The 25,290-nt window shown below is 70.0% G+C and carries 21 protein-coding genes; 12 read left to right on the top strand and 9 right to left on the bottom strand.

Going from position 1 to position 25,290, the window contains the following annotated elements:
• Nucleotides 1-1,818 precede the first annotated feature (1,818 nt).
• On the top strand, nucleotides 1,819-2,214 hold the full coding sequence (locus ACTRO_RS13065) for a cellulose binding domain-containing protein (protein WP_051450765.1): 396 nt from the start codon (nucleotides 1,819-1,821) through the stop codon (nucleotides 2,212-2,214).
• On the opposite strand, the gene ACTRO_RS13060 is transcribed toward ACTRO_RS13065, so the two are convergent.
• The 7 genes from ACTRO_RS13060 to ACTRO_RS13030 form a co-directional block, all read right to left on the bottom strand.
• The gene (locus ACTRO_RS13060; protein WP_051450764.1) at nucleotides 2,211-4,775 is read right to left on the bottom strand and encodes a tetratricopeptide repeat protein; all 2,565 of its coding nucleotides are present in this window, start codon (nucleotides 4,773-4,775) and stop codon (nucleotides 2,211-2,213) included. The two genes, ACTRO_RS13065 and ACTRO_RS13060, sit on opposite strands and share 4 nt — an antisense overlap.
• Before the next feature lie 76 nt (nucleotides 4,776-4,851).
• Nucleotides 4,852-5,847, bottom strand: coding sequence for a cellulose binding domain-containing protein (locus tag ACTRO_RS13055; protein WP_034263399.1), 996 nt, complete (start codon nucleotides 5,845-5,847; stop codon nucleotides 4,852-4,854).
• Between the two features lie 104 nt (nucleotides 5,848-5,951).
• Nucleotides 5,952-6,845: a phytanoyl-CoA dioxygenase family protein gene (locus ACTRO_RS13050; RefSeq protein ID WP_051450763.1), complete on the bottom strand. Its 894-nt coding sequence runs from the start codon at nucleotides 6,843-6,845 to the stop codon at nucleotides 5,952-5,954.
• 120 nt (nucleotides 6,846-6,965) lie between these two features.
• Nucleotides 6,966-7,880 carry a LysR family transcriptional regulator gene (locus ACTRO_RS13045; RefSeq protein WP_034263397.1) on the bottom strand — a complete coding sequence of 305 codons (915 nt, stop codon included), beginning with the start codon at nucleotides 7,878-7,880 and terminating at the stop codon, nucleotides 6,966-6,968.
• 7 nt (nucleotides 7,881-7,887) lie between these two features.
• Entirely contained in the window at nucleotides 7,888-9,096 is a 1,209-nt protein-coding gene (locus ACTRO_RS13040) for a glycine C-acetyltransferase (protein WP_034263396.1), read from the bottom strand.
• A gap of 50 nt (nucleotides 9,097-9,146) precedes the next feature.
• Nucleotides 9,147-10,175, bottom strand: a complete 1,029-nt coding sequence (gene tdh, locus ACTRO_RS13035; RefSeq protein ID WP_034263394.1) for an L-threonine 3-dehydrogenase — start codon at nucleotides 10,173-10,175, stop codon at nucleotides 9,147-9,149.
• A 246-nt stretch (nucleotides 10,176-10,421) separates the two neighbouring features.
• Nucleotides 10,422-11,321 (bottom strand): DUF2382 domain-containing protein, encoded by a 900-nt coding sequence (locus ACTRO_RS13030; protein WP_034263393.1) that lies wholly within the window; start codon nucleotides 11,319-11,321, stop codon nucleotides 10,422-10,424.
• A gap of 170 nt (nucleotides 11,322-11,491) precedes the next feature.
• Between ACTRO_RS13030 and ACTRO_RS13025 the strand changes: the two genes are divergently transcribed.
• Together ACTRO_RS13025 and ACTRO_RS13020 are read left to right on the top strand one after the other, a co-directional pair.
• Nucleotides 11,492-12,580 (top strand): S-(hydroxymethyl)mycothiol dehydrogenase, encoded by a 1,089-nt coding sequence (locus tag ACTRO_RS13025; RefSeq protein ID WP_034263392.1) that lies wholly within the window; start codon nucleotides 11,492-11,494, stop codon nucleotides 12,578-12,580.
• Entirely contained in the window at nucleotides 12,580-13,185 is a 606-nt protein-coding gene (locus ACTRO_RS13020; protein WP_034263390.1) for an MBL fold metallo-hydrolase, read from the top strand. The genes ACTRO_RS13025 and ACTRO_RS13020 overlap by 1 nt, the downstream gene beginning before the upstream one ends.
• A gap of 82 nt (nucleotides 13,186-13,267) precedes the next feature.
• Here ACTRO_RS13020 and ACTRO_RS47175 read toward each other — a convergent pair whose 3' ends face one another.
• Entirely contained in the window at nucleotides 13,268-13,405 is a 138-nt protein-coding gene (locus ACTRO_RS47175) for a hypothetical protein (protein WP_157436124.1), read from the bottom strand.
• A 194-nt stretch (nucleotides 13,406-13,599) separates the two neighbouring features.
• Between ACTRO_RS47175 and ACTRO_RS13015 the strand changes: the two genes are divergently transcribed.
• Together ACTRO_RS13015 and ACTRO_RS13010 are read left to right on the top strand one after the other, a co-directional pair.
• The gene (locus tag ACTRO_RS13015) at nucleotides 13,600-15,645 is read left to right on the top strand and encodes an elongation factor G (RefSeq protein WP_034263388.1); all 2,046 of its coding nucleotides are present in this window, start codon (nucleotides 13,600-13,602) and stop codon (nucleotides 15,643-15,645) included.
• Between the two features lie 140 nt (nucleotides 15,646-15,785).
• Complete coding sequence (locus ACTRO_RS13010; RefSeq protein ID WP_063627991.1) at nucleotides 15,786-16,289, top strand: NUDIX domain-containing protein; 504 nt, start codon at nucleotides 15,786-15,788, stop codon at nucleotides 16,287-16,289.
• Nucleotides 16,290-16,309: 20 nt separating this feature from the next.
• On the opposite strand, the gene ACTRO_RS13005 is transcribed toward ACTRO_RS13010, so the two are convergent.
• Nucleotides 16,310-17,983 (bottom strand): cellulase family glycosylhydrolase, encoded by a 1,674-nt coding sequence (locus ACTRO_RS13005; RefSeq protein WP_051450762.1) that lies wholly within the window; start codon nucleotides 17,981-17,983, stop codon nucleotides 16,310-16,312.
• 291 nt (nucleotides 17,984-18,274) lie between these two features.
• Between ACTRO_RS13005 and ACTRO_RS13000 the strand changes: the two genes are divergently transcribed.
• The 7 genes from ACTRO_RS13000 to ACTRO_RS12970 all read left to right on the top strand — a co-directional run bounded on the left by ACTRO_RS13000 (nucleotide 18,275) and on the right by ACTRO_RS12970 (nucleotide 25,188).
• On the top strand, nucleotides 18,275-18,679 hold the full coding sequence (locus tag ACTRO_RS13000) for a YciI family protein (RefSeq protein WP_034263384.1): 405 nt from the start codon (nucleotides 18,275-18,277) through the stop codon (nucleotides 18,677-18,679).
• A complete protein-coding gene (locus ACTRO_RS12995; RefSeq protein ID WP_034263383.1) occupies nucleotides 18,676-19,845 on the top strand; it encodes an RNA polymerase sigma factor in 1,170 nt (389 codons plus the stop codon). The genes ACTRO_RS13000 and ACTRO_RS12995 overlap by 4 nt, the downstream gene beginning before the upstream one ends.
• A 69-nt stretch (nucleotides 19,846-19,914) precedes the next feature.
• Entirely contained in the window at nucleotides 19,915-20,586 is a 672-nt protein-coding gene (locus ACTRO_RS12990; RefSeq protein ID WP_034263382.1) for a TetR/AcrR family transcriptional regulator, read from the top strand.
• A gap of 13 nt (nucleotides 20,587-20,599) precedes the next feature.
• A complete protein-coding gene (locus tag ACTRO_RS12985; protein ID WP_034263381.1) occupies nucleotides 20,600-21,640 on the top strand; it encodes an NAD(P)-dependent alcohol dehydrogenase in 1,041 nt (346 codons plus the stop codon).
• A gap of 40 nt (nucleotides 21,641-21,680) precedes the next feature.
• Nucleotides 21,681-22,439, top strand: a complete 759-nt coding sequence (locus tag ACTRO_RS12980) for an SDR family NAD(P)-dependent oxidoreductase (RefSeq protein WP_034263379.1) — start codon at nucleotides 21,681-21,683, stop codon at nucleotides 22,437-22,439.
• An 88-nt stretch (nucleotides 22,440-22,527) separates the two neighbouring features.
• The gene (locus tag ACTRO_RS48055; protein WP_084316224.1) at nucleotides 22,528-23,379 is read left to right on the top strand and encodes a GOLPH3/VPS74 family protein; all 852 of its coding nucleotides are present in this window, start codon (nucleotides 22,528-22,530) and stop codon (nucleotides 23,377-23,379) included.
• Between the two features lie 168 nt (nucleotides 23,380-23,547).
• Nucleotides 23,548-25,188 carry a glycosyl hydrolase family 18 protein gene (locus ACTRO_RS12970; RefSeq protein ID WP_157436122.1) on the top strand — a complete coding sequence of 547 codons (1,641 nt, stop codon included), beginning with the start codon at nucleotides 23,548-23,550 and terminating at the stop codon, nucleotides 25,186-25,188.
• Nucleotides 25,189-25,290 lie beyond the last annotated feature (102 nt).

Here is a 25,290-nt window from a genome sequence, read left to right as displayed (position 1 = left end):
CGGCGGCGTCGGTGCCGACAACGACGAAGCCCTCGGACTCGAAGAGCAGCCGTGCGCCATTGCCCTGCTCGACGCTCAGACTGATCCGCGCGAAGCTCCTAGCCGCCGCATCATCGAGAAGTCGACGCAGCAGCGAGCGCCCGATGCCTACTGCGAGTTGATGATCGTCTGGGTGCCGGTGGGATGTGGTGGCTTGTCGGTTCGGGGTGGTCGTGGGGTGTGGGCGGCCGCTTCGCGTCGCCCAGGTTCGTCTGACCGCCCGCCCACCCGTTGCGTTGGCGGGTGGGCTGAGGTTTCAAGATTGAAAAGCGCCGCTGGCGGGCCCTTCTCTCGGAGAGAGTGCCGGGTTCGCGTGGGTGCTGTCGTTGGTGGGGCGGGTTGACGTTGGGGGTGGTGGGGTTGCGGGGGTGTGCTCTCTCCTCGGCCGGTCCCCGGAGGCAATCAGGGACCTGCCGGGAGGTCAAGCGGCGGTGGCCCTCGTTGATGCTGGATCTTGCATGGCGCCGCTTGACCTCCCGGCAGAACCCTGATCGGGCTTCGCCTGCCCGACCGAGGAGAGAGCCCACCCCCTGGGGGAGTGGTGTGAGCTGTGCTCGGGCCGAGTCCCGTCCGGTGGCCCGGTCGCGCTTGATCCGGAGGGATTCTGCATCGCCGTGATCCGGCCTGGGCTTCCCGGTCCTCGATCCGCGCGAAGGTGTCGGTGCTCGGGTCGCGCCTGATGTGAGATCCTGCACCGCGCTGGTGCGTCGACCCCGATCCCAGACCTGCGGCAGAATTCCGCAGGCCGGCCGTGTCCGATGCGGAGGGATTCTGCATCGCCCCGGTCGGATCCGCCCGGGGCTCATGCACTGCACGGGATCGCGTGGCCCGGTCGCACGCCGAGGGGAATTCCTGCATCGTTTTCGGCCACACCCCTGGCGTCATCTGCCCGGCCATCCCGTCCACCACCCCTCCCGTCGCACGCCCCGATCCTCCGTACTCTCCATGCTAGACGCCACTACCGACAAAAGCCGTGAATCCGGCCTTTGCTGGAAAAGAAAAAATAATGGAGATTCCGGGCACTCGGGCGCGCTTCCCGGCGTTGAAGAAGTAGAGAAGAAGAGGGCGGTCTGGAACGGTGATGCAGGATTCTTCCGGATCGAGCGCGGCCGGGCCACGGGGCGGGATCCGGCCCGAGCGCAGCTCGCACCGGACCCTCAGGGGGTGTGTTCTCTCCTCGGTCGGGCAGGCGAAGCCCGATCAGGGTTCTGTCGGGAGGTCAAGCGGCGCGATGCAAGATCGAGCATGAGCGGAAGCCACCGCCGCTTGAGCTCCCGGCAGGTTCCTGATTGCCTCCGGGGACCGGCCGAGGAGAGAGCACACACCCGCAACCCCACCACCCCAAACAACAGCCCGCCCCGCCAACCACACCACCCCACAGAATCCGGCATTCTCTCCGAGGGAAGGGCCTGCCAGCGGCGTTTTTCGATCTCGAAACTGCAGCCCGCCCCGCCCCGCGACGCAACGGGTGGGCGGGTGGACAGAAGAACCGGGCGGCGCGGAGCGGCCGCCCACACCACGACGACCACCCGGCTGACAGGCCACTACGCCCCACCAGCACTCAGCTGATCATCCCTCGCGTTAGGCCACGCCACGGTTGCCGGAGTGCCAGCACCAACTCGGGCGTCGCCGCGTCGATAAAACCGTAGCCCGCAGTGTCGTCGGGCAGGGCCGCAGGGTAGGTCTCATGATCGAGCATCTGCTACTGGATTTCAGTTCGACCGTCAGTATGCTTTCACCGTGCTTGTCAGCATTCGTCGGCGGTGTCGAGGGGGCGGGATGCGCGGTCGGTTCTTGGCGGCCGGGGTCGGTGGGCTGCTTGTCGCGGCTGTGGCGGGAGCGCCTGCACAGGCGGCCACGTCGCCGGCGGTCTCGTGCACGTACACGATCGAGGATGAGTGGTCGGGCGGCTTCATCGCCCAGATCTCCATTGCCGACAACGGGCCTAGCGCCATCACGGGGTGGACGGTGCGCTGGACTTTCAACGAGTACACCACCGGCATTTCCGCTTGGCAGTCGAACCTGACGGCGCCGGACGGGTTCACCGCCGCCGCGACGAACGCGTCGTATAACGGGACGATCGCCAGCGGCGCGGTGACATCCTTCGGGTGGAGCGCACGTGCGGCTGCCACGTCCGTGCCGACGGACCTGACCGTCAACGGCATCCCCTGCTAGGGCGAACCGGGCCGATCGCCGTCGCGCTCGATGCCGAGCTTTCGGTGCAGGTCGTGGGCTAGCTCGCGGTATTTGCGGGCATCCTCGACGTATCCACCCTGCTCCAGTGCCGCGGCGAGGCCTCGTGCGGCTCGGGCGTGCTCGAAGCGGTCGCCGTTGCCTTCAGCCAGTTCGAGCGCGGCCTGGTGCCTGGCCTCGGCCGTGCCGATACGGCCGATGGCCAGCAGTGTCTCACCCAGGCAGTTCAGCGTCTCGGTCTCCAGGCTGCGGTCCCCGGTCTCCCGGCTCAATGCGAGCCCACGACGCAGGTACCCGAGTGCTGCGACGTGCCTGCCGGCGCGCCCGTGGACGGCGCCGATCGTGCTGAGTGCGCTGCCTTCGCCGCCGCGGTCCCCGCTCCGGCGGCACAGCTGAAGCGAACGCTCGAGGTGCGCCAACGCCTCCTCGGAGCGGCCGGATTCGCTGTGTACCAAGGCGAGATTGCCGAGCGCGTAGCCCTCGAGCCGCGCGTCGTTCAGCTCGACGAAGATTTCAGCAGCCTGCGATAGCTCACGGGCCGCCTGCTCGTGCTCGCCCAGCCGTCGATGGAGCGCGCCGAGGTTGATCAGCTGCGAGCCTTCGCCGTGCCGGTCTCCGGCAGCACGATGGCGCTCCAGGGCTCGGCCGAGGTGTTTCGCCGCGGCCTGATAATCGCCGAGCCGCTCTTGTACCAGTCCGAGCCGGGCCAGTGCCCGGGCCTCGCCGTCGTGGTCGCCGGCGTGCCGGTGTTCCTCCAGCGCCTGCTCGAAGTCCGCTCGGGCCGCTTGGTGGTCGCCGAGCCACCAGCGGATGCTGCCCAGGTTCGCCAGGACGGCCGCGTGCCCATGGCCGCAATCCTCTGCCGCGCCCACCGCTGCGGTGTGCAACGCCAGCGCATCCTGATAATGCCCACCCACCTCGAATGCGCGCCACAGCACACGCGATAGGTCGACGCAGTGCTGCGGCCAGCCGTGCCCCGCGGCGTGCACTCCTGCGGCAACCAGTGCAGTTCGCTGCCGATCAAGCCAGAGTGCTGCGTCGCTCGCCTGATGTACCGGCGGGACGGGAGTCAGGGGCGCAGTGACCTCGGGGCGGCTGTGCCGGTCATGCGGGAAGAGGGTGTTCATCGCCGCTGCCGCCGTGCCGAGGTAGTAGTCGAGGAGCCGGGAGAGCGCGGCATTTCGGTCGTCGCTGACGCAGCACTCTTCGGCTCGCTCGGCGGCATAGGCGCGTAGGAGGTCATGCAGGGCGAAGCCGTCACCCGCGGCGGCTTCGACGAGATGGGCACGGGTGAGCTGCGTCATCAGGTCTTCGGCGCCGGCCACGTCCAGATCGGTGAGCGCTGCCAAGGCGAAGGCGTCGAACTCGCGACTCGGGTGAAGCCCGAGCAGGGCGAACGCGCGCGCCACAGGCGCAGAGAGCTGACGAAACGACCACGAGAACACAGACCGCAGCGCTGTCCGCGGGTCCCCAGCGGCATCGAGCAGGTCGAGACGTCGTTGCTCGTCGCGCAGGCCGGAGAGCAGTCGTGCGGGTCCGTGCCCCGGCCCCGCCGAGGCCGACTCCGCGGCGATCCGCAAGGCGAGAGGCAGCCGGGCGCAACGCTCGGCCAGCTCGGTTAGTCCTGCCAGTTCCGCCAGTTCCGCCAGCTCCGCCGAGCCCGGAGTCCGCTCCTGCTCCTGCGGCTGCGTTCCGATCAGAGTACGAAGAAGCGCGGTCGCCTCATGCATCGGCAGCGCGGTCAGGCCGATCCGCCGCGCGCCCTCGCGCGCCACCAGCCCGGGCAGGTCGTCCCGGCTCGTCACCACGACGAAGCACGACGACGCGCCGGGCAGCAGGGGACGTATTTGCTCCGCGTCGGCCGCGTTGTCCAGCACGACGAGCGTGCGGCGCCCGGCCAGCAGCGTGCGGTAAAGCGCGGCGCGATCGGCGGTCTCGGCCGGTAGTCGCGGCTCGGACTCACCGAGTCCGCGCAGCAGCCGGGCCAGCGCCTCGGCCGGCTCCACCGGCGGTTCCGGGCCGTAGCCGCGTAGATCGAGGTACAGCTGTCCGTCGGGGAAGCGACGGGCGGCGCGATGAGCCCAGTGCACCGCCAGCGCGGTCTTGCCCACGCCGGCGGTGCCGGAGACGACCGAGATCGCGGCCGCGCGGCCATCCCCCTCGGATGGCGCGAAAGCCAACGCGTCCAAGGCCGCCAAGTCGGCCGCCCGGCCAGTGAACCCGTACACGTCCATCGGCAGCTGCCGAGGCGCGCGCTCCGCCACCCCCTCGTTTCGTGGCGGTCGCCGCGCCTCCTCGACCCCGTCCCGGGCCGTGGCCAACGCGCCCTGCTCCGCCGGGCTCGCACCGAGCAGGCGGACCAGGATGTCGAAGCGGTCGGTCGGCGGCAGCACCCGCCCGGTCAGGTACTCGCCGATGATCCCGTGCGACCAGCCGGTCGCCTCGGCCAGCTCGCGGTAGCTGGGCTCGGCCCGCCCGAGCCGCCGCGCGTGGCGGCGGCGCAGTTCGCGCAGGAGCCGGGCGAGCTCGGCGGTGGTGCGCACCGGGTCGCCCGGGTCTGTGCGCGGACGTCCGCCGACAGGGGAACCGGTGTCTATGGGCGACCAGACTAGCCGCGGATCAGGCTCCTGTGCAGGGCACGCCGTCGAAGCTGAACCCGCTCGGCGGGGTGGCCGCCGGCGCGGTGCCGGTGAAGCCGACGAGTAGCGATCCGCCTTGTCCGATCGTGCCGTCGTACGACGCGGCTGTGATCGTGCCGGTGTTGCCGCTGCGGGTGAGCACGCTGTTGAAGACGCTGCCGACGCTCGCGGTCGACACCAACGAGAATCCGAATGACCAGCCGCTGATATCAGAGGCCGTTGTGTTGACGATGTTCGCGGTGAGGGTGAATCCTCCGCCGCCGTACACCTGCAGGTTGGCCTGGCAGGACGGTGTGGCGGTGATGGCCAAGGTCGTGACGGTACCGGGGTCGGAGCGCGTCGAGGTGTTGCCTCGTGCGTCGAACGCGATTGCGGCGAATGTGTACGAGGTCGACGGAGACAGGCCACTGATACCTTGCGAGTTGCCCGACGGCGCGACGGTGCGGATCGTAGTCCAGGTGCCGTTCACCAGCTCCTGCAAGTAATAGCCGGCGACCTGGACGTTATCAGTGGACTGGCCCCAGAAGACGTTCACCACCGTCGTGGTGACGCCGCTGAAGCTCGGCGTACCGGGCTTGGAAGGCGGCACCGTGTCCGGCCCGGAAAGCGTGGTGAAGGAGACGGCGGCGGAAGGCGGGCTCTGCGCGTATCCGATGTCGGGCACCGCGGCCGAGTACACGCGGAACGTGTACGTCGTGCCAGGAGCCAGCCCGGTCAGCGCGAGGTATTCACAGCTCCCGGTCGCATAGGTCTGCCATGATCCGCTGACGTAGCGCTGCACCACGTCGCCCGTCGAGTAACACGAGCTGCTCCAGTACATGTCGGCCGTCGTGTCCGTCACGTGCAGGACTTCAAGCCCGGTCGGCGCGGGTAGCCGCGTGTCCGCATGGGCGGGCGCCGCGGCGAGCCCGCTCAGGCCCAGCGCGAGGGCCACGATGAGTCCGCGCAGGGTCCGCGGAATGCCAAGACGTGTCATGCCGTCATGGTGATGGCGACCCGGCCGCCCCGTGCCCGAACCTGGTCACGGTTGGACACGGTTGGACAAGGCGGCCGGGGCGAGTGCGCCCGGGGTCGAGCGCGTCATAGGCCGTCCGCGTCGTGCCAGTGGTTCTGCCACCGCTGGTCGATCTGGTCGGCGGCGGCCTGGTAACGGATGTCGGTGGACAGCCGCATCACGCCGCGCGGGTCCTGGTTGTCGAGCGAGGCGTGGATGATGTGCGGGCCGTGCACCATCATGTCGCCGGCCTGGAAGTCGGTCATCAGCCAGCGCGCGTCGTACTCCTCGGCCAGCGCGGGCAGGTCCGCGGTCATCGAGGCCGCGGGGCGCTTGAGCCGGCCGGCCGCTTCGTCCGCGCGCACCCGCAGGTGGCTGCGCTCCAGGTAGATCAGCGGGCCGCGCTCGATCGGGCAGTCGCCGAGCGGGATCCAGGAGGAGAGCACCCGATCCGTGCCCTCGCGCAGGTAGACGAGGTCGTAGTGCGCCTGCGTCGCCACACCGACGCCGGCCTCGCCGGGCCCGACGTGCCGGATGATCTTGCGGCGGTGCAGGTGCACTTCGTCGGCTCCGAGGAACCAGCGGTAGAACGCGACGATCCGCGGATCCCGGCACAGCGCCTCATACGCCGCACCCGGCACGATCTGCTGGAACAGCACGTGCCGCAGCCGCTCCCGGTCGAGGACGCCGCCCTCCGCCGCGATCCCGTCCGCAGGGTCGGTACCGAACCGTGTCAGCCCACTGTCAGCCAGCTGCGCGAAGTAGTGGCGACGGAAGTCCAGGACGCTCTCGCGGTCTAGGAATCCCGGCAGGAACAGGTACCCGTCCCGGGCGAGACGCGCCCTCAGGGCCTCGCGGTCATGGCGCTCGACGTCGGGCACGGGCTCGAGACGCCCGAGGCGGCGCGGATCGGCGTCGAGCTGGTAACCGTTGGAAGTCAGGACGGCTGTCGAAGTGGCGGGGGAGTGCGGTGCTGTCATAAGTCCATGTTCAGGGTGCGGCTGCCGTGATTGAATGCACGGATCACGAAGCAACTAGGACTTTTGTCGACCTCAGGGCGACGCAACGACACCCCACGCGATCGCGAGTACCGCGCGGCGTTACACGAGATGCGCGTCGGCCGCCGCGCAGCGAAGAGCGTCGAGAACAGGCCGGAGAAGGGGGTGTTCCTGCGCGCCGCGGCGGACGGCGGCGAACACGCGGCGGGTCGCCGGGGTGCCCACGAGCGGGAGCATGACGACGTCGGGCAGTTCGACGCCGCGCAAAGCCGAACGCGGCACGAGTGCGACGCCCGCACCCGCGCCGGCCAGCGCGGCCACTGCGCGGAAGTCGTCGGAAGAGTGGGCCAGCCGCGGCTGGAATCCCGCGGTCTCGCAGGCCAGCATCACCACGTCGTGGCAGGGATTGCCCGGGTAGGGGCCGATCCACGGCTCGTCCGCCAGATCGGCGACGGCGACGGCCGCCTGCTCGGCGAGCCGGTGGCCGCGCGGCAGCACCGCGTCGAAAGGCTCGGCGTACAAAGGGAATCGGGACAGCCGCTGGTCGTCCTCGCCGGGCGCGCCGCGATACTCCACCGCGACGGCCAGGTCCGCGCGGCCGTCCAGCACCAGCATCAGGCTGGCGTCGCCCTCGGCGTCGCGCACCTCCAGGCGGATCCCGGGCGCGCTCACCCCGAGCTCGCGCATCGCGGGCGCGACGATCGCGGCGATGCCGGTGGCGAACGAGGCCACCGTGACCTCACCCGCGGCGCCGGAGGCATAGGCGGCGAGCTCGGCCTGCGCCTGCTCGAGCTGCGCGAGCACGGCGTGCGAGTGGCGCAGCAGGATCTCGCCGGCGGCGGTGAGCCGCACCCCGCGGCCCTCGCGCACCAGCACCTGGTGCCCGACCTCCTGCTCCAGCGCCGCGAGCTGCTGGGAGACGGCCGAAGGAGTCAGGTACAGCGCGGCGGCCGCCGCGGTCACCGTTCCGTGGTCCGCGACGGCCCGCAGGGTGCGCAGCCGGCGGGAATCGATCACCCCTCGATCATCTCATCGACTCCCGCGCGGCCACGAACGCCGCCACCGCGCGCTCGACGTCCTCGGTCGAGTGGGCGGCCGAGAGCTGCACCCGGATCCGGGCCTTGCCGTGCGGGACCACCGGGAAGGAGAAGCCGATCGCGTAGACGCCGTGCTCGAGCAGGGCCTCGGCCATCCGCCCGGCCTGCTCGGCGTCGCCGATCATCACCGGGGCGATGGGGTGCTCGCCCGGCAGGATCTCGAAACCCTCCGCGGCCATCCGGGAACGGAAGAGCGCGGTGTTCGCGGCGAGGCGGGCGCGCAGCTCGGCGCCGGGGCCGCCGGCGTCCTCGAGCAGGTCAAGCACCTTGATCGACGCGGCGGCGATCACCGGCGCGAGCGAGTTGGAGAACAGGTACGGGCGCGAGCGCTGGCGCAGCAGCGCCACGATCTCGGCCCGCGCGCTGACGTAGCCGCCGGACGCGCCGCCGAGCGCCTTGCCCAGCGTGCCGGTGAGGATGTCGACGCGGTCCATCACGCCGTGCAGCTCCGGCGTGCCGCGCCCGCCCGGGCCGACGAAGCCGACCGCGTGCGAGTCGTCCACCATAACCATCGCGCCGTAGCGCTCGGCCAGGTCGCAGATCTCGGTCAGCGGGGCGATGTAGCCGTCCATGGAGAAGACGCCGTCGGTGACGACCAGCTTGCGCCGGGCCTCGCCCGCGGTGGCGTCTTTGAGCTGCTGCTCCAGGTCGGCCATGTCGCGGTTGGCGTAGCGCAAGCGCCGCGCCTTCGACAGCCGGATGCCGTCGATGATGCTGGCGTGGTTGAGCGCGTCCGAGATCACCGCGTCGCGCTCGTCCAGCAGGGTCTCGAACACGCCGCCGTTGGCGTCGAAGCAGGAGCTGTAGAGGATGGTGTCCTCCATGCCAAGGAAGCCCGAAAGCCGGGCCTCGAGCTCCTTGTGCACCTCCTGCGTGCCGCAGATGAACCGGACCGAGGCCATACCGTAGCCCCACCGGTCCAGCGACTCCTTCGCGGTCGCGACGACCTCGGCGTTGTCGGCCAGGCCCAGGTAGTTGTTGGCGCAGAAGTTCAGCACCTCGCCGGGACGCCCTCCGGCGGTGACGGCCACCGTGGCGCTCTGCGGCGTGCCGATCACCCGCTCGGGCTTGTGCAGCCCGGCGTCGCGGATCTCGTCGAGCGTGGCCTTCAGGTCCGCGCGGAGGGAGTCGAGCATCTTGGAACTCCTTGTTCTGCAGGTGGCGAAGCGGGCGGAAGCGAGCCGGCTCAGACGGTCCAGTCGAGGATGACCTTGCCGCAGCGGCCGCCGGCGGCGTCGTCGAAGGCCGCGTCGAAGTCCGCGTAGCCGTACCGGCCGGTGATCACCGGGCTCAGGTCCAGGCCGCCTTCCAGCAGCACCGACATGGCATACCAGGTCTCGAACATCTCCCGGCCGTAGATGCCCTTGAGGGTGATCATGGAGGTGACGATCCGGGCGAAGTCGACCGAGAACTCCTCGGCCGGCAGCCCGAGCATGGCGATCCGGCCGCCGTGCGTCATGTTCGCGATCATGTCGCGCAGTGCCTCGGGCCGGCCGGACATCTCCAGCCCGATGTCGAAGCCCTCGCGCAGGCCGAGCAGCTGCTGGCCCTGCTCGATGGTGGTCTCGGCCACGTTCAGCGCCAGGCTCACGCCCACCTTCTCGGCCAGCTCCAGCCGGTACGGGCTGACGTCGGTGATCACCACGTTGCGCGCGCCGGCGTGCCGGGCCACCGCCGCGGCCATGATGCCGATCGGGCCCGCGCCGGTGACCAGCACGTCCTCGCCGACCAGCGGGAAGGAGAGCGCGGTGTGCACGGCGTTGCCGAAGGGGTCGAAGATCGCCGCGACGTCCAGGTCGACGTCGACCCGGTGCACCCACACGTTCGAGGCCGGGAGCGTGACGTACTCGGCGAAGGCGCCGTCGCGCCCGATGCCGAGCCCGATCGTGCTGCGGCACAGGTGCCGCCGACCGGCCAGGCAGTTGCGGCACTTGCCGCACACCAGGTGTCCCTCGCCGCTGACCAGGTCGCCGACGGCGATGTCCGCGACGCCCGGGGCGAGCTCGACGACCTCGCCGACGAACTCGTGCCCGAGCACCCGCGGGGTCCGCACGGCCTGCCGGGCCCACGCGTCGAAGGCGCGGATGTGCAGGTCGGTGCCGCAGATCCCGGTACGCAGCACCTTGATCAGCACCTCGCCGGGGCCTAGCTCGGGCTCCGGCACGTCCATCAGCCACAGTCCGGGCTCGGCTTCGGCCTTCACGAGCGCTTTCACTTCGGCTGCCTCCAGGCAATGGCTGAACAGGGGAAACGGCGGGAATCGCGGCGTAGTCGCCGGCCGCGACCGCGTCCCCAGCCTGCCCTGTGGCGGCCGATGCGGTCCATCGAGAGTTGCTGAAGCCCGGGAGCAGCAAAACTTCACGATCGCGGGCAGGCGGCGTGGCGGCGGTTCAGCACCGCGTTTCCGCACCATGCTGAGTCGCCGCGTCGCCGCCTGCCCGCGTCGCCTGCCTCCGCTCGGTCAGCGGCTCTGATCGTCGTCGGGCGCGTCCTCGATCCGGATCTGCTCCCGGCGCACCGTGCCGCGGACGGTCTGCTGTTCGGTGTGCTCCTCGACCGCCAGGCGGACCCGCTCGGTCGGCTCCACCGTGGTCTCCACGACCGGCTTCTCCGCGTGCAGGGTCACCACGTGGTCGGACTCGGAGAGCTCCGGCCCGGCCACCGCGTCGCCGCGGTTCGCGTCGGTGATCGGCTCGCGGATCAGGCGCGCCTCCTCGTGGCGCAGCGGAATGGTCTCCTCGCGCTCTTCGGACTCGATGTACTTGTGCAACCTGGCCTGGCCGCTCTCGCGCCGCTCGACCCGCACGTGCATCTTCTCTTCCGACAGCGTCATCGCGTCGTCGGCCAAACCGGCGTCGGCGCTCATCGCGGCGTCCGCGCCTGCCTGCGGCGCCGCGGCCCGGGGAGCCGCTGCCTGCTGCTCCTCGGCCGCCCGCTGGCTCGCGGCCTGGCCGGACACCTGTCCGGCCGCTCGCTGGTCGGCTGCCGCCCGCTGCTCGTTCCCCATCCGCTGCTGCCCGGCGGCCCGCGGCCCGGGGGCGCTTCCGTCGATGCCGTAGAAGCTGTAGAGCCGGCGCTCCTCCTGCGCGGAGAGGTGGCCCTTCGCGTCGACGTCCACGTTCGGCGCGGACTTGATCTTGTCCTTGGAGTAGGGGACCTTCAGGTGGCCCTCCGATGCGACCGCGTCCCGGATCGGGATGAACGTCTCGTTGCCGCCCAACATGCCGGTCTTGACGGTGACCCACTCGGGCCGGCCGGTGGCGTCGTCGTAGAAGACGTGCTTGGCCTGGCCGATCTTCTGCCCGCTGCTGCCCAGCACCTGCTGGTTGAGCAAGCCGGAGATCTCCTGCTGCGTGATCATGGTGAACCCCTTCTCTCGACCTCAACTGGGTAACCTGGAGCGAGGGGTATGTAACGGGTGGCAAGGTAAAAACTTGGATCTTCCGGACGAATCGGATGCGTTACCCGTTCGGGCAGGTGCCGTGCGTACGATCCATGTGAAGTGTCCCCACTTGGAAAGGACCCCCCATCATGCCCCAGCAGGTCAAGGCGGTCATCGCGCGGACCAAGGGCGCGCCGGTCGAGCTGGTGACGATCAACGTGCCCGACCCCGGCCCGGGCGAGGCCGTCGTGAAGGTGCAGGCCTGCGGGGTGTGCCACACCGACCTGCACTACCGCGAGGGCGGGATCAACGACGAGTTCCCGTTCCTGCTCGGGCACGAGGCGTCCGGCATCGTCGAGGCGGTGGGCCCGGGCGTGACAGAGGTGGAGCCGGGCGACTTCGTCATCCTGAACTGGCGCGCGGTGTGCGGCCAGTGCCGGGCGTGTCGGCGCGGTGAGCCGTGGTACTGCTTCGCGACGCACAACGCGAAGCAGAAGATGACACTGGAAGACGGCACGGAGCTGACCCCGGCCCTGGGCATCGGCTCGTTCGCGGAGAAGACGCTGGTGGCCGCGGGTCAGTGCACGAAGGTGGACCCGGAGGCGCGTCCGGCGGCGGTCGGTCTGCTCGGCTGCGGCGTGATGGCGGGCATCGGCGCCGCGATCAACACCGGCGCGGTCACCCGCGGCAAGTCCGTCGCCGTGATCGGCTGCGGCGGCGTCGGCGTGGCCGCGATCGCAGGGTCCGCACTCGCCGGTGCCGATCCGATCATCGCAGTGGACATCGACGCGAAGAAGCTGGCCACCGCCCAGCGCCTCGGCGCCACCCACACCGTCGACTCCTCGGCCACCGACCCGGTCGCCGCGATCCAGGAGCTGACCGGCGGGTTCGGCGCGGATGTCGTGATCGAGGCGGTCGGGCGCCCGGAGACGTGGAAGCAGGCGTTCTACGCCCGTGACCTGGCCGGCACCGTCGTCCTCGTGGGCGTGCCCACGCCCGACATGAAGGTCCCGGACCTGCCGCTGATCGACGTCTTCGGCCGCGGCGGCTCGCTCAAGTCGTCCTGGTACGGCGACTGCCTGCCGAGCCGCGACTTCCCGATGCTGGTCGACCTCTACCGGCGCGGCAAGCTCGACCTCGACGCGTTCGTCAGCGAGGAGATCGGCATCGGCGACGTCGAGGCCGCCTTCGAGCGGATGCACCACGGCGAGGTCCTTCGCTCGGTGGTGATCTTCTGATGGCCGCCCGCATCGACCACGGCGTCACCTCCGGCACGTTCTCCCTCGACGGCGAGACCTTCGAGGTCGACAACAACGTCTGGGTCATCGGCGACGACTCCGAATGCATCGTCATCGACGCCCCGCACTCCGTGGACGGCATCCTCAAGGTCGTAGACGGTCGCCGGGTGAAGGCGATCGTGTGCACGCACGCCCACGACGACCACGTCCGCGTCGCCCCGGAGCTGCGCGAACGCGTCATCGCCCCGATTCTGCTGCACCCCGACGACCGCCCGCTGTGGGAGCTGACCCACGAAGACGAGCTCTGGGACGCGGAGCTGGCGGACGGCCAGGAGCTGACCGTCGCCGGCACCACGCTGCAGGTGCTGCACACCCCCGGCCACGCGCCCGGCGCAGTGTGTTTATACGCCCCCGAACTCGGCGCCGTCTTCACCGGCGACACCCTGTTCCACGGCGGTCCCGGCGCCACCGGCCGCTCCTACAGCGACCGCCCCACCCTGGTCGACTCCATCCGGGCCAAGCTCTTCGCCCTCCCGGACGACACGATCGTCCACACCGGCCACGGTGAGGACACCACCATCGGAGCCGAGCGCGCCGCACTCTGATTCAGAAGACGATTAGCCCGGCCGGGCGAAGAAGAGGCGGCGTTCTTCTTCGCCCGGCCGGGCTTTGCGTGTCGCGCTCGGGTCAGTGGAGGTAGATACCGACGACGTTGGCGATCGGTACGAAGGCGCCGTTGTCCGGTGTGGACAGCTGGTAGCGGCCGTCCACCGCCACCGACCGGTGGTCGTCGAGCAGCCGGAGCCGCCTCGAGGGCACCGTCACCGAGAAAGCGGTAAGGCTCGCGGTATCGCCGGGTGGAGAGTAGCGGACGGAGAAAACCGGTTGCCCCGCGGCTCGGCGTCCTGCTGTAGTGGCTGGCGTCCGAGTGAGCTCCCCGATAGACGGAGTTGAGATGCGAGCGCAGTTCATGTCCCACCACGTGGCCCTTTCCCCTGCCATCAAGGACATGAAGACCTTTGCGTTCGCTGAATCTCGGAATCCTGGCGCATGTCGACGCCGGTAAAACCTCGCTGACCGAGCGCCTGCTCTACGCCACCGGCGTGATCGGCGCCATCGGCAGCGTAGACGCGGGCAGCACCGTCACCGACTCATTGGAGTTGGAGCGTCGGCGCGGCATCACCATCAAGGCCGCCGTGGCCAACTTCGAGCTGGACGGGGTATCGGTCAACCTGATCGACACGCCCGGGCACTCGGACTTCATCGCGGAGGTCGAGCGCGCCCTCGCGGTGCTCGACGGAGCGGTGCTCGTCGTTTCGGCGGTCGAGGGCGTCCAGCCGCAGACGCGCGTGCTTATGCGTGTGCTGCGACGTCTGCGTATCCCGACGCTACTGTTCGTCAACAAGATCGATCGACGGGGCGCGCAGGCCGAGTCGCTGCTGACGAGCATCGCGGAGCTACTGACCCCGCACGTGCTGGCGATGGGCACCGTCCTGCATCCAGGGACCGCGAATGCTGAATACGTGCCCTTCGACGCGGCGGCCGACGACGCGTTCCGCAGTCGGTTGCTCGACCGCCTCACCGCGCTCGACGACGACCTGCTCGCCGCGTACGTCGACGGCGACGGAACGGTGGCCGGCCGCCGGGTGCGTCGGGCGCTGGCCGCACAGTCGCGGCGTGGACGGGTGCATCCGGTCTTCTTCGGCTCGGCGATCACCGGCGCCGGCGTGAGCGAGCTCCTCCAAGGAATCAGACATCTGCTTCCACTCGCTCCCGACGATGCCGACGCGCCTGCAGCAGGGATCGTATTCAAGATGGAGCGCGGCCCGGCTGGCGAACCCGTTGCCTACACGCGGATGTACGCGGGCACCGTGCGCGTGCGCGACCGGATCAGCTTCGGGGCCGTCGACGCTGCCGGGGCTTTCGCGGACTCCGTCGCCGTACGCGAGGGGCGCATCACGTCGATCGCAGTGTTCGAAGGTGGCGCTGCGGTACCGAGCGGACAGGCCACGGCCGGCGCGATCGCGCAGCTGCGAGGCCTTTCCGGGGTGCGGATCGGCGACGTCATCGGCACGGCCGACGCCCGGATCAGGGCACGGGCCGGGCGGCACCACTTCTCCCCGCCGACACTCGAGACCGTCGTCGAACCGCGCACCGACCGCGACCGGGCGCGCTTGCATCCCGCCCTCGCGCTCCTGGCCGAACAGGACCCGCTGATCGACCTGCGGCAGGACGACGTACGCCATGAGATCTCCGTCTCGCTTTACGGCGAGGTGCAGAAGGAGGTCGTGCAGAGCACGCTCGCCGAGCATTTCGGCGTCGAGGTGGACTTCCGGCCGACGACGACCATCTGCGCGGAGCGGGTGGTCGGCGTCGGCGAAGCGGAGGAGCGGATCAAGCAGGGCGAGAACCCGTTCATCGCCGGCGTCGGCCTGCGCGTCGAACCAGGGGAGCCGGGTGACGGCGTGCGCTTCGGATACGCGATCGAACTCGGGTCGCTGCCGTTCTCGTTCCACAAGGCGATCGAAGAGACCGTGCATGCCGTGTTGCGCGAAGGGCTGCACGGCTGGCAGGTGCGAGACGTGCGGGTGACGCTCATCTCGTCGCAGTACTGGCCGCGGCAGAGCCCGATGCACGCGACGTTCAGCAAAGCGTCGTCCAGCACGGCTGGAGACTTCCGGCAGCTGACGCCGCTGGTCCTGATGGACGCGTTGCGCCGAGCCGGCACGGTGGTGCAGGAGCCGATCCAGCGCTTCCGGGCCGAGGTGCCGGCTGAGGTCTTCGGGACGCTGCTGCCGGTGCTGACCGGGTTGCGCGCGGTGCCGCGCGAGTCCTCGGTGGCCGGATCGTCGTACCGGGTTGAGGGCGACATCCCGGCCGGGCGCGTGCACGAACTCGAACGGGCGCTGCCTCCGCTCACGCGCGGCGCCGGGGTGCTGGAGACGGCCTTCGACCGCTACCAGGACGTGGTCGGTGTCGAAATGCCCGAGCGCTCCCGCACGGATCTCAACCCGCTGGACCGGAAGGAGTACCTGCTCCGGCTGAGCCGGCGCGTGGCGACGTGAGCGGCGAGCGCGGCGGAGGGCCCCGAGAGTGCTAGGTTTACGCGATGCCGCAAGATCATGATCGCAGTGTTCGTGGACGTCGCAGTGCTCGTGGAAGTCGCAGTGCTTGTGGAAATCAAGATGATCACGAGCGTCGTGACGTGGTGGTGGCCGTCTGGCGCCGGCTGCGCCGGTACCAGTGGCGGCTGGTGTGGCTCAGGCAGAGCAAGTTCGTGGTCACCACTACCGGCCTGGTCCGCGACGACCAAGGCCGGGTGCTGCTGCTGCGCCACCGGTTCTGGCCCGTCGGCCGCCAGGCCGGGCTGCCCGGCGGCTATGCCGTCTCCGGCGAGCGACTCGAGGAGGCCGTGGCGCGCGAGGTGCACGAGGAGACCGGCCTGCACGTCGAGGTCGCGCACGTGATCCAAGTCCGCAGCGGCTACCGCCTGCGCGTCGAGACCGCCTTCGCCGCCAGCCTCGTGCCCGGCGGCGAACTGCGCATCGACGCGCACGAGATCCTCGCTGCGGACTTCTACGAGCTCGACGATCTGCCCGAAGACCTGATGCCCAACCACCGCCGGCTGATCCGGGAGAACGCCGACTGGTTCACGCGGCGCCCGCCGGCCCTTTCGAGCACCGAAAGGACCGGCGGACGAGGCGACTAGCGGATCAGCTCACTGATCTGCTAGCTGCAGGAGACGCTGGTCGGCAGCGCGTCGCTGCTCGACCAGGTGCCCTGGATACCGATGTTGGAGACGGAGGTGCCGGCGGCCACCGTGCCGTTGTACGAGGCGTTGGTGATCGTCACGTTCTTGCCGGACTGAGTCGCCGTACCGCCGTACGAGCTGGTGATCTGCTGGTCGCCCGGCCACGCGAAGCTGACGATCCAGCTTGTCAGTGCCTTGCTTCCCGCGGTGACCGTGATGTTGTCCACGAACCCGCCGGCCCACGAGCTCTGTGTGGTGACCGTCGCCGTGCACGTCCCCGACGATGGCGTCGTCGGGTTCGAAGATGGCGAGGCCGAGGCCGAGGCGGAATGGCTGGGCGACGCGCTCGCCGAGGCCGATGGCGAGGCCGAATGCGATGCGGAGGTCGCGCTCGCGCTCGGGGAAGTCGCCGTCCCGGATAGCGGGAACTGGATCGTGGCCAGCAGGGACTGCTTGGCGGCCAGTGCCGGTGTCGGATCGTACTGGCTGTCGAGCAGGGCGAACGAGTCCTCGCCGTTGAGCGCCCAATAGGTCCAGCTCAGATTATTGGACTTGATATACGAGACCAGACTGGAGAACCACTGGCCCTGCGATCCCGCAGCACTGCTCGAGACGTCGGCCGCGGTGTTGTCCGTGCCGAACTCGCCGACCCACAGCGGAGCGATGCCCTGCTGCGGAATGTAGCCCCAGTACTGGTTCCACACCGCGTCCAGGCTGGCGGACGTCGTGGACGAGTTGAACCACGTCTGCTGGAACAGGTCCGGGCCGTAGTCGTGCGCGGAGTAGACCACGTGGCCGGCCGAACTGAGCGTGACAGGGTACTGCGCCACGCCCTGCAGGTCGCCGCCCCACCAGGTGGAGTCGTAGCCGCCGGTGGCCGCGCTGTCCGGGAACTCGCTGATGCCCTCGCAGAAGATCAGTACATTGGGATCGACCTTGAGGATCGCGTTGCCCGCGGCCTCATAGGCCAGCCGCACGTCGGTGGACGTGTCGCCGGTGCCCCAGGTCGCGCCCTGGGCGTAGGTGTCGCCGGCCGGGGTGTGCGGCTCGTTGCGCAGGTCGAACCCGATGACGGTCGGGTTGTTCGCGAACGCGGTGGCCATGGTCACCCAGTCGTTGACCCAGTCCTGGTTCGTGTACGTGCTCGTGTACCACAGGCCGTTGGCCTCGGCGGTGTTGCCCGCCTCGGAGCGGTGGTCGTCCAGGATGACCTTGAGCCCGTCCTGCCCGGCGTAGGTCACGATCTTCTGCAGGATCTGCATCGAGGTCAGGCCCTTGAGATCAGTGTTGATCGGGCCGGTGCTGCCGTAGTAGCTGAGGTTGCTGGGCACGAAGGAGCTCTCCACCATCTGGTCGGAGAACGGGATCCGGATCGTGTTGTATCCCAGGTTCTTGATGTCGTCGACGATGCTGTGGTAGTCCTGCGCCCACAGGCCGTGGGCCAGCTCGTCGGTGGTCTCGAACCCGTACCAGTTGATGCCGGCGATGCGCACCGGGTTGCCGGCGGAGTCCAGGATCTGGCTGCCGGAGGTGTGCCAGTAGCCCGAGCCGACGGCCGCTGCCGTGGCTTCGGGCTGGGCGGCGGCCGAAGCCGCGGTGGTGAGTGTGGCGGCCGCGAGGCCGGCGGCGGCCACGGCGGCCAGCGCGGCCACGGCCCTTCGTCGGCGGTCCGGTTGACGCGAGAATCTGAGCACTGTCTTACCTCGGGAGGTCTCGGCGGAGTACGTGCTTCTTTCCAGCAGTGAACGTTCAGATTCGTTTGCGGGTCAAACAAACCCGGCCGCCGCGCGAGTGCCCCGGCGATCCTCCCCAGTACCGCGCCCAGTGGAGGGGGTGGGTCGGAGTGAAATTTTCTTGCTGATGTTGTCGAGAATGGGAGGGCGGCTCCGTCCCAGGGGGACGAGCGGCCGCGACCGGCCGCACCGGGAAGAAGGAGTACCGCCATGAAGTACCTGCTGCTCAAGCACTACCGCGGCGCGCCCGCGGCGGTCAACGACGTGCCGATGGACCGCTGGACGCCGGAGGAGGTCGACGCGCACATGCAGTACATGTACGACTTCGCGGCCCGGCTCGAACGCGGCGGCGAGTACGTCGACGGCCAGGCGCTGGCGCCGGAGGGGGCGTTCGTCCGCTACGACGGCGAGGGACGCCCGCCGGTGGTCGACGGGCCGTTCGCCGAGACCAAGGACCTGATCGCCGGCTGGATGATCATCGACGTGGAGAGCTGGGAGCGCGCGGTCGAGCTGGCCGGCGAGCTCTCGGCCGCGCCCGGCGCCGGCGGCCGGCCGATCCACGAGTGGCTCGAGGTTCGGCCGTTCCTGGCCGACGCGCCGTCGGCCACCGAGTGAACGAGCTGCTGCTGCGGGAGCTTGTGCCCGCGGTGATCGGCGTCCTCGTCCGACGCGGAGCGGACTTCGCGTCGGCCGAGGACGCCGTGCAGGACGCCCTGGTCCGGGCGTTGGAGGCCTGGCCCGAGGACCCGCCGCGTGATCCGAAGGCGTGGCTGGTGTCGGTCGCGTGGCACAGGTTCCTCGACGCCGCGCGGTCCGACGCGTCGCGGCGCAAACGGGAGCTCGCCCTCGAGGTCGAGCCGCCCGTGGGCCCGGCGTCCGCGACGGATGACACGCTGCGGCTCTACTTCCTGTGCGCGCATCCGAGCCTGCCGCAGGCCTCTGCGGTCGCGTTGACGCTGCGGGCCGTCGGCGGCCTGACGACGCGCCAGATCGCGGCGGCGTACCTCGTGCCGGAGGCCACGATGGCGCAGCGGATCAGCCGGGCCAAGCGGCGGATCGCCGGGACGACGCTCGACCAACCCGGCGATCTGGGCACGGTGCTCCGCGTGCTCTACCTCGTGTTCAACGAGGGATACAGCGGGAGCGTCGACCTGGCGGCCGAGGCGATCCGGCTGGCCCGGCAGCTAGCCGCCTTGACCGACGCTCCCGAGGTCGCGGGGCTGCTCGCGCTCATGCTGCTGCACCACGCACGCCGCGCCTCGCGCACCGGCGCGGGCGGCCGCCTGGTGCCGCTGGCCGAACAGGATCGGTCCCTCTGGGACACCAACCTGATCGCGGAGGGAGTGGCGATCCTGCAGGCGGCGCTGACCCGGGACAGGCTGGGGGAGTACCAAGCGCAGGCCGCGATCGCCGCCCTGCATGCGGACGCCCGCAGCGCAGCCGAGACGGATTGGGTGCAGATCGTCGAGTGGTACGACGAACTGCTGGCGCTCACCGGCAGCCCGGTAGTGCGGCTCAACCGCGCGGTGGCTGTCGGGGAGGCCGACGGAGCGCAGGCCGGGCTGGCCGCGTTGGCCGGAGTGGGCCCCGAGCTCGCCCGCTACAACGCGGTGCTCGCGCACCTGACCGAACGCGCCGGTGACCTCGAACGCGCCGCCGATCTGTACGCCGAGGCATCCCGCACCGCCGTCAGCGTTCCGGAGCGCGATCACCTCACCCGGGAGGCGGCTCGGGTTCGGCAGGCGCTGGTCCGCGGCGCGCGCGGCGCCCGCGGCGAATAATGTCTCGCTGAGACATATGTCTCGTCCAGACATATGTCCCACTGGGACACCAAAGCGTACGCTGGAAGCATGACGAGGACGCAGAGCGGCGGCGACCGCACCTCCGAAGACCGCAGGCGACTGCGGTCGCGCGAGACCCGCCGGACCATAGCGGCTGCCGCGGCGGACCTGGTCCTGGAACACGGCCTCGCCGCGGTCACTGTGGAGGACATCGCCGAACGGGCCGACGTGGCCCGGCGCACCTTCAGCCGGCACTTCGCCGGCAAGGAGGAGGCGGTGCTCGACGCCACCCGCGCCGACGGCGTCCGCATCAACGAGGCCCTGCGTGCGCGTCCGGCCGACGAGCCGCCGCTGACCGCCTACCGGGCGGCCGTCGACGAATGGCTGGCCGAGCACGAGCGCCTCGACGCCGTCGCCTACGCCCGCTGGCGCGACCTGGTCCGGCTCACCGAGATGGAGCCGACCCTCTTTGCCGCCTACGAGCGGATCCGGGTCGACGCCCAGGACGAGTCCGTGGCCATCACGGCCGCGCGGATGGGCTGCGACGCGGCGTCCGACTTCCGCCCTGCGATCGTGGTGTGGGCGGCGGCCGGGACGCTGACGGCGGCGTTGCGCGCATGGGCGCGGCAGGACCACGACCAGGTGGCCGGGCTGCGTGCGTGGGTGCGCGAAGCCTACCGGGCCCTCGTCGAACAGGCGGCCGAGGACATGGCCGCCGAAACCAGCACAGCAAAGCAATAAAGGTGCGTGAACCATGAAGGCATTGCAATACCGTGAGATAGGCGCGGCCCCCGAGGTCGTCACCGTGCCCGACCCCGAGCCCGGCCCTGGCCAGGTCCTGCTGAAGGTGACGGCGGCGGGCGTCTGCCACTCCGACATCGCCGTGATGAGCTGGCCCGCCGACGGCTTCCCCTACGCTCTGCCGCTGACCCTCGGCCACGAGGGAGTGGGCGTTGTGGCGGGCCTGGGAGCCGGAGTGACCGGCCTGGCCGAGGGCGATTCCGTCGCCGTGTACGGCCCCTGGGGCTGCGGCACGTGCGTGAAGTGCGCCGAGGGCAAGGAGAACTACTGCCTGCGCGCCGCCGAGCTGAGCATCATGCCGCCCGGACTGGGCGCGCCCGGATCCATGGCCGAGTACATGATCGTGGACTCGGCCCGCCACCTCGTCCCGATCACCGGCATGGACCCGGTGGCGACGGTGCCGCTGACCGACGCGGGCCTGACGCCGTACCACGCCATCAAGTCCTCGCTGCCCAAGCTCGTCCCCGGTTCGACCGCTGTGGTCATCGGCACCGGCGGCCTCGGCCACGTCGCGATCCAGCTGCTGCGCGCGATGAGCGCCGCCCAAGTCGTCGCGCTCGACGTGAGCGAGGACAAGCTCGCCCTCGCCCGCAAAGTCGGCGCGCACGAAGCGTTCCTCTCCGACGGCGAGGCGGCCGGTCGGGTTAGTGCACTGACCAACGGCCGCGGTGCGGCGGCGGTCTTCGACTTCGTCGGGATCGCGCCCACGGTCGAGATCGCCCGCCAGTCGGTCGGGGTCGAGGGCGACGCGACCATCGTCGGCATCGGCGGCGCCGGCCTCCCGGTCGGCTTCGGCCACACGCCGTTCGACGCGTCGGTCAAGGCACCCTACTGGGGCAGCCGCAGCGAGCTGTTCGAGGTGCTGGACCTCGCCCGGGCGGGCCTCGTCTCCGTGCACACCGAGACGTACTCGCTCGACGAAGCCCCACTGGCCTACGAGCGGCTGCACGAGGGCAAGGTCAACGGCCGAGCCGTCATCCTGCCCAACGCCTGAGCGATTCAGCACAAACCAGAACCAGAAGAAGTGATGCAAGATGAGCAATACGACGGAATTCTCGGGCAAGACGGCGCTGGTGACCGGCGCGGCCTCCGGCATCGGCCTCGCCGTGGCGCGTCGCCTTTCGGCCGGCGGAGCCAAGATCGTGGTGGCCGACTTCAACATCGAGGGCGCGTCGCAGGCTGTTGAGAACATCAAGGCCGACGGCGGCGAAGCCGCGGCGGTGCAGGTGGACGTCGCCGACCCGCAGTCGCTCGAAGCGGCCGTCGCTTTCGCGGTCAACACTTTCGGGGCGTTGCACCTGGCCGTGAACAACGCAGGCATCGGCGCGGACTCGACGCCGGTAGGCGAATACGACCTCGAAGTATGGCGCCGCGTCACCGGAGTCAACCTCGACGGTGTCTTCTACTCGATGCGCTTCGAAATCCCGGCGATGCTGGCCGCCGGCGGCGGCGCGATCGTCAACACGGCCTCCATCCTCGGTTCCGTCGGCTGGGCCGGATCGGCCGCCTACGTGGCCTCGAAGCACGCCGTGGTGGGCCTGACCAAGTCGGCTGCGCTCGAGTACGCCGACAAGGGCGTGCGGATCAACGCGGTGGGCCCCGGCTTCATCGAGACGCCGTTGCTGCAGGGCATGGACCAGGCCGCCTATGAGCAGCTGACCGCGATGCACCCGGCCGGCCGGCTCGGCCGCCCGGAGGAGGTTGCGGAGCTGATCGCGTTCCTGCTCTCCGAGCGGGCCTCGTTCATCCACGGCAGCTACCACCTGGTCGACGGCGGCTTCACAGCCCGCTGAGACCGACGTCGCGCTGCCCGATCCCCTGTCGCGTGGGCCGGGCAGCGCACGGCTGGTATGCCGGGGCCGCACCGGGTATATCAGTACCATGTATGCAATAGGGGAGGACGTCGTTCTGCTGGCCATCAAGCGGAACGGACGCGCCGTCGCGTCTGTGGGGGTGCACTTCGCACTCGGGGGCGCCGAACTCGCGCAACTCGCCGAGGCCGGGCGCATCGAGATCGACGACTCAGGGCACATCATCGTTCTGGACCGGAACGACGTCGGCGACCTGCCCGGCGACGCTCCCGTCAACGCGACGCTCAGGGCGCTCGGCCGAGAAGAAGTACCGCCCACCGCACGGGAGTGGGTGAGCGGTCGGCCCGTCACGTTGGCCGTCACGTATCTGGAATATCTCGCCGCGTCCGGTGTGCTCCGCGTCGAGGATCGCAAGGTACTGGGTATCTCACGTGGCCGGCGCTGGATCGTCGTGGACACCGCGCGGGTGGCCGAAGCGAAGAGCAGACTCGACGTGATCGCGACGTCCACCGGCGAGGTGACCGCGGAGCAAGCGGCCTTCGCCGGATCGATATGCGTGGCCGGGCTCACCTGGAGGCTGTACAAGGGCGCCGCCGAGCGCGCACGGATCGAGGAGATCGGCACGTGGGACGAGAGCGACAGACCCCTGGACCTCTCGGGGCCATCCACGCAGGACGCGGCCCTGTCCACCGACAACTCGCCGATTTCGGCGCCCCAGACCGCGGTCTGGTCCGCTATCCGCTCCACCCTGGACGCGACGCACCACGCGATGGACCAGTACGGCCATCCCGGCCACGACGGCGGATCCCATCACAGCGGCGGCGGATCCCATCACGGCGGCGGTGGATTCCATCACGGCGGCGGTGGATTCCACCACAGCGGCGGCGGATTCGACGGCGGCGGCGGTGGTGGTCACCACTGAGCCGGCCGGCCCTCCGGCCTCGACGGTTTCGACAAGCCCTACTTGACCGTCTCTTAAGGTCAGCGGGCTTGACGTCGCTATTGGTCTAGTCCAATCTTCCGTGGTGCGGTACCTTTCGGCGCGAAGAGGCGTCAGGGGCCGTCACCGTGAAGGGACCGAGACCCACCCATGACGCGAAACCAAGCGCCGAGCAGGCGCATGCGCGCCGCGCTGGCGACGACGGCCGCCGCCACCCTGGCCGCCGGCGGCGCGGTGTTCGCCGCCCAGGCCCAGGCGGCGAGCACCAACATCCTGACCAACGGCAGCTTCACCACCGGCACGCTGGCCGGCTGGTCCTGCGACGCAGGCACCGCCTCCGTCGTCACCAGCCCCGTCTACAGCGGCGACACCTACGCGCTGGCCGGCGCCGCGTCCGCCTCCGACGACGCCCAGTGCACCCAGACGGTCTCCGTGCAGCCGAACACCTCGTACACGCTGTCCGGCGAATTCGAGGGCGCATACGTCTACCTGGGCATCACCGGCGGCGCCGACAACTGGACCCCCTCGGCGACCTCGTGGACCCAGCTGTCGACCACCTTCACCACCGGCGCCTCGCAGACGTCTGTGACGGTCTACACGCACGGCTGGTACGGCCAGGGCACGTACTACGCCGACAACCTCGCGCTGACCGGCCCCGCCGGCAGCAGCCCTTCGGCCTCCGCCTCCGCGTCGCACAGCGCCTCTGCTTCCGCTTCCGCTTCCGCTTCCGCATCCATATCCGCATCGCCCTCCGCCTCCGCTTCGGCCTCGCATTCCGCCTCCGCCTCTCCTTCCGCTTCCGCTTCCGCGAGCAGCACCGGTTCGTCCGGCCCCAGCACCTGCGCGGTCAAGTCGCGGCCGACCGGCAAGGTGATCCAGGGCTACTGGGAGAACTGGGACGGCGCGCTCAACGGCGTGCACCCCGGGCTCGGCTGGATCCCGATCAACGACCCGCGGATCCAGCAGCACGGCTACAACGTGATCAACGCCGCCTTCCCGGTCATCCTGTCCGACGGCACCGCCGAGTGGCAGGACGGCATGGACACCAACGTGAAGGTGGACACCCCGGCCGACTACTGCGCCGAAAAGGCGGCCGGCGCCACGATCCTGATGTCGATCGGCGGCGCGGCCGCGGGCATCGACCTCAGCTCCAGCACCGTGGCCGACAAGTTCGTCTCCACGATCGTGCCGATCCTCAAGGAGTACAACTTCGACGGCATCGACATCGACATCGAGACCGGCCTGACCGGCAGCGGAAACATCAATACCCTGTCCACCTCGCAGGCGAACCTCGAGCGCATCATCGACGGCATCCTCGCCCAGATGCCCTCGAACTTCGGCCTGACCATGGCCCCCGAGACCGCCTACGTCACCGGCGGCAGCATCACGTACGGATCGATCTGGGGCGCATACCTGCCGATCATCAAGAAGTACATGGACGACGGCCGCCTGTGGTGGCTGAACATGCAGTACTACAACGGCAGCATGTACGGCTGCTCCGGCGACTCCTACGAGGCGGCCACGGTGCAGGGCTTCCAAGCCCAGACCCAGTGCCTGAACAACGGCCTCACCATCCAGGGCACGACGATCAAGGTGCCCTACGAGTACCAGGTGCCGGGCCTGCCCGCCCAGCCGGGCGCCGGCGGCGGATACATGACGCCGTCGCTCGTCTCGCAGGCCTGGAGCAGCGTGAGCGGCCAGATCAAGGGTCTGATGACTTGGTCGATCAACTGGGACGGCTCCTTGGGCTGGACCTTCGGTGACAACGTCAAGGGCCTAGAAGGCCGCTGACCTAGCCGCCATCGCATCGCGGGGTGCCGCGCCATCCAGGCTCGGCACCCCGCGCCGCGTCCCTCAGCAAGGCATCGGCCCGTCCGCCTGCGGCTACCCGAA

It is taken from the genome of Actinospica robiniae DSM 44927 (genome assembly GCF_000504285.1).
In the GTDB taxonomy this organism is placed as follows: domain Bacteria; phylum Actinomycetota; class Actinomycetes; order Streptomycetales; family Catenulisporaceae; genus Actinospica; species Actinospica robiniae.
Note: the sequence above shows the minus strand (reverse complement) of the source record. Positions and strands in the feature narration are given on the sequence as shown.

Excerpts from the sequence above, each read along its gene's own strand:
- ACTRO_RS13000 (WP_034263384.1), top strand. The coding sequence starts at position 18,275 with ATGAAGTACCTGCTGCTCAAGCACTACCGCGGCGCGCCCGCGGCGGTC.
- ACTRO_RS13065 (WP_051450765.1), top strand. The coding sequence starts at position 1,819 with ATGCGCGGTCGGTTCTTGGCGGCCGGGGTCGGTGGGCTGCTTGTCGCG.
- ACTRO_RS12970 (WP_157436122.1), top strand. The coding sequence starts at position 23,548 with ATGACGCGAAACCAAGCGCCGAGCAGGCGCATGCGCGCCGCGCTGGCG.
- ACTRO_RS48055 (WP_084316224.1), top strand. The coding sequence starts at position 22,528 with ATGTATGCAATAGGGGAGGACGTCGTTCTGCTGGCCATCAAGCGGAAC.
- ACTRO_RS13040 (WP_034263396.1), bottom strand. The coding sequence starts at position 9,096 with ATGCTCGACTCCCTCCGCGCGGACCTGAAGGCCACGCTCGACGAGATC.
- ACTRO_RS12990 (WP_034263382.1), top strand. The coding sequence starts at position 19,915 with ATGACGAGGACGCAGAGCGGCGGCGACCGCACCTCCGAAGACCGCAGG.
- ACTRO_RS12985 (WP_034263381.1), top strand. The coding sequence starts at position 20,600 with ATGAAGGCATTGCAATACCGTGAGATAGGCGCGGCCCCCGAGGTCGTC.
- ACTRO_RS13055 (WP_034263399.1), bottom strand. The coding sequence starts at position 5,847 with ATGACACGTCTTGGCATTCCGCGGACCCTGCGCGGACTCATCGTGGCC.
- ACTRO_RS13050 (WP_051450763.1), bottom strand. The coding sequence starts at position 6,845 with ATGACAGCACCGCACTCCCCCGCCACTTCGACAGCCGTCCTGACTTCC.
- ACTRO_RS13025 (WP_034263392.1), top strand. The coding sequence starts at position 11,492 with ATGCCCCAGCAGGTCAAGGCGGTCATCGCGCGGACCAAGGGCGCGCCG.
- ACTRO_RS13020 (WP_034263390.1), top strand. The coding sequence starts at position 12,580 with ATGGCCGCCCGCATCGACCACGGCGTCACCTCCGGCACGTTCTCCCTC.
- ACTRO_RS13030 (WP_034263393.1), bottom strand. The coding sequence starts at position 11,321 with ATGATCACGCAGCAGGAGATCTCCGGCTTGCTCAACCAGCAGGTGCTG.
- ACTRO_RS12980 (WP_034263379.1), top strand. The coding sequence starts at position 21,681 with ATGAGCAATACGACGGAATTCTCGGGCAAGACGGCGCTGGTGACCGGC.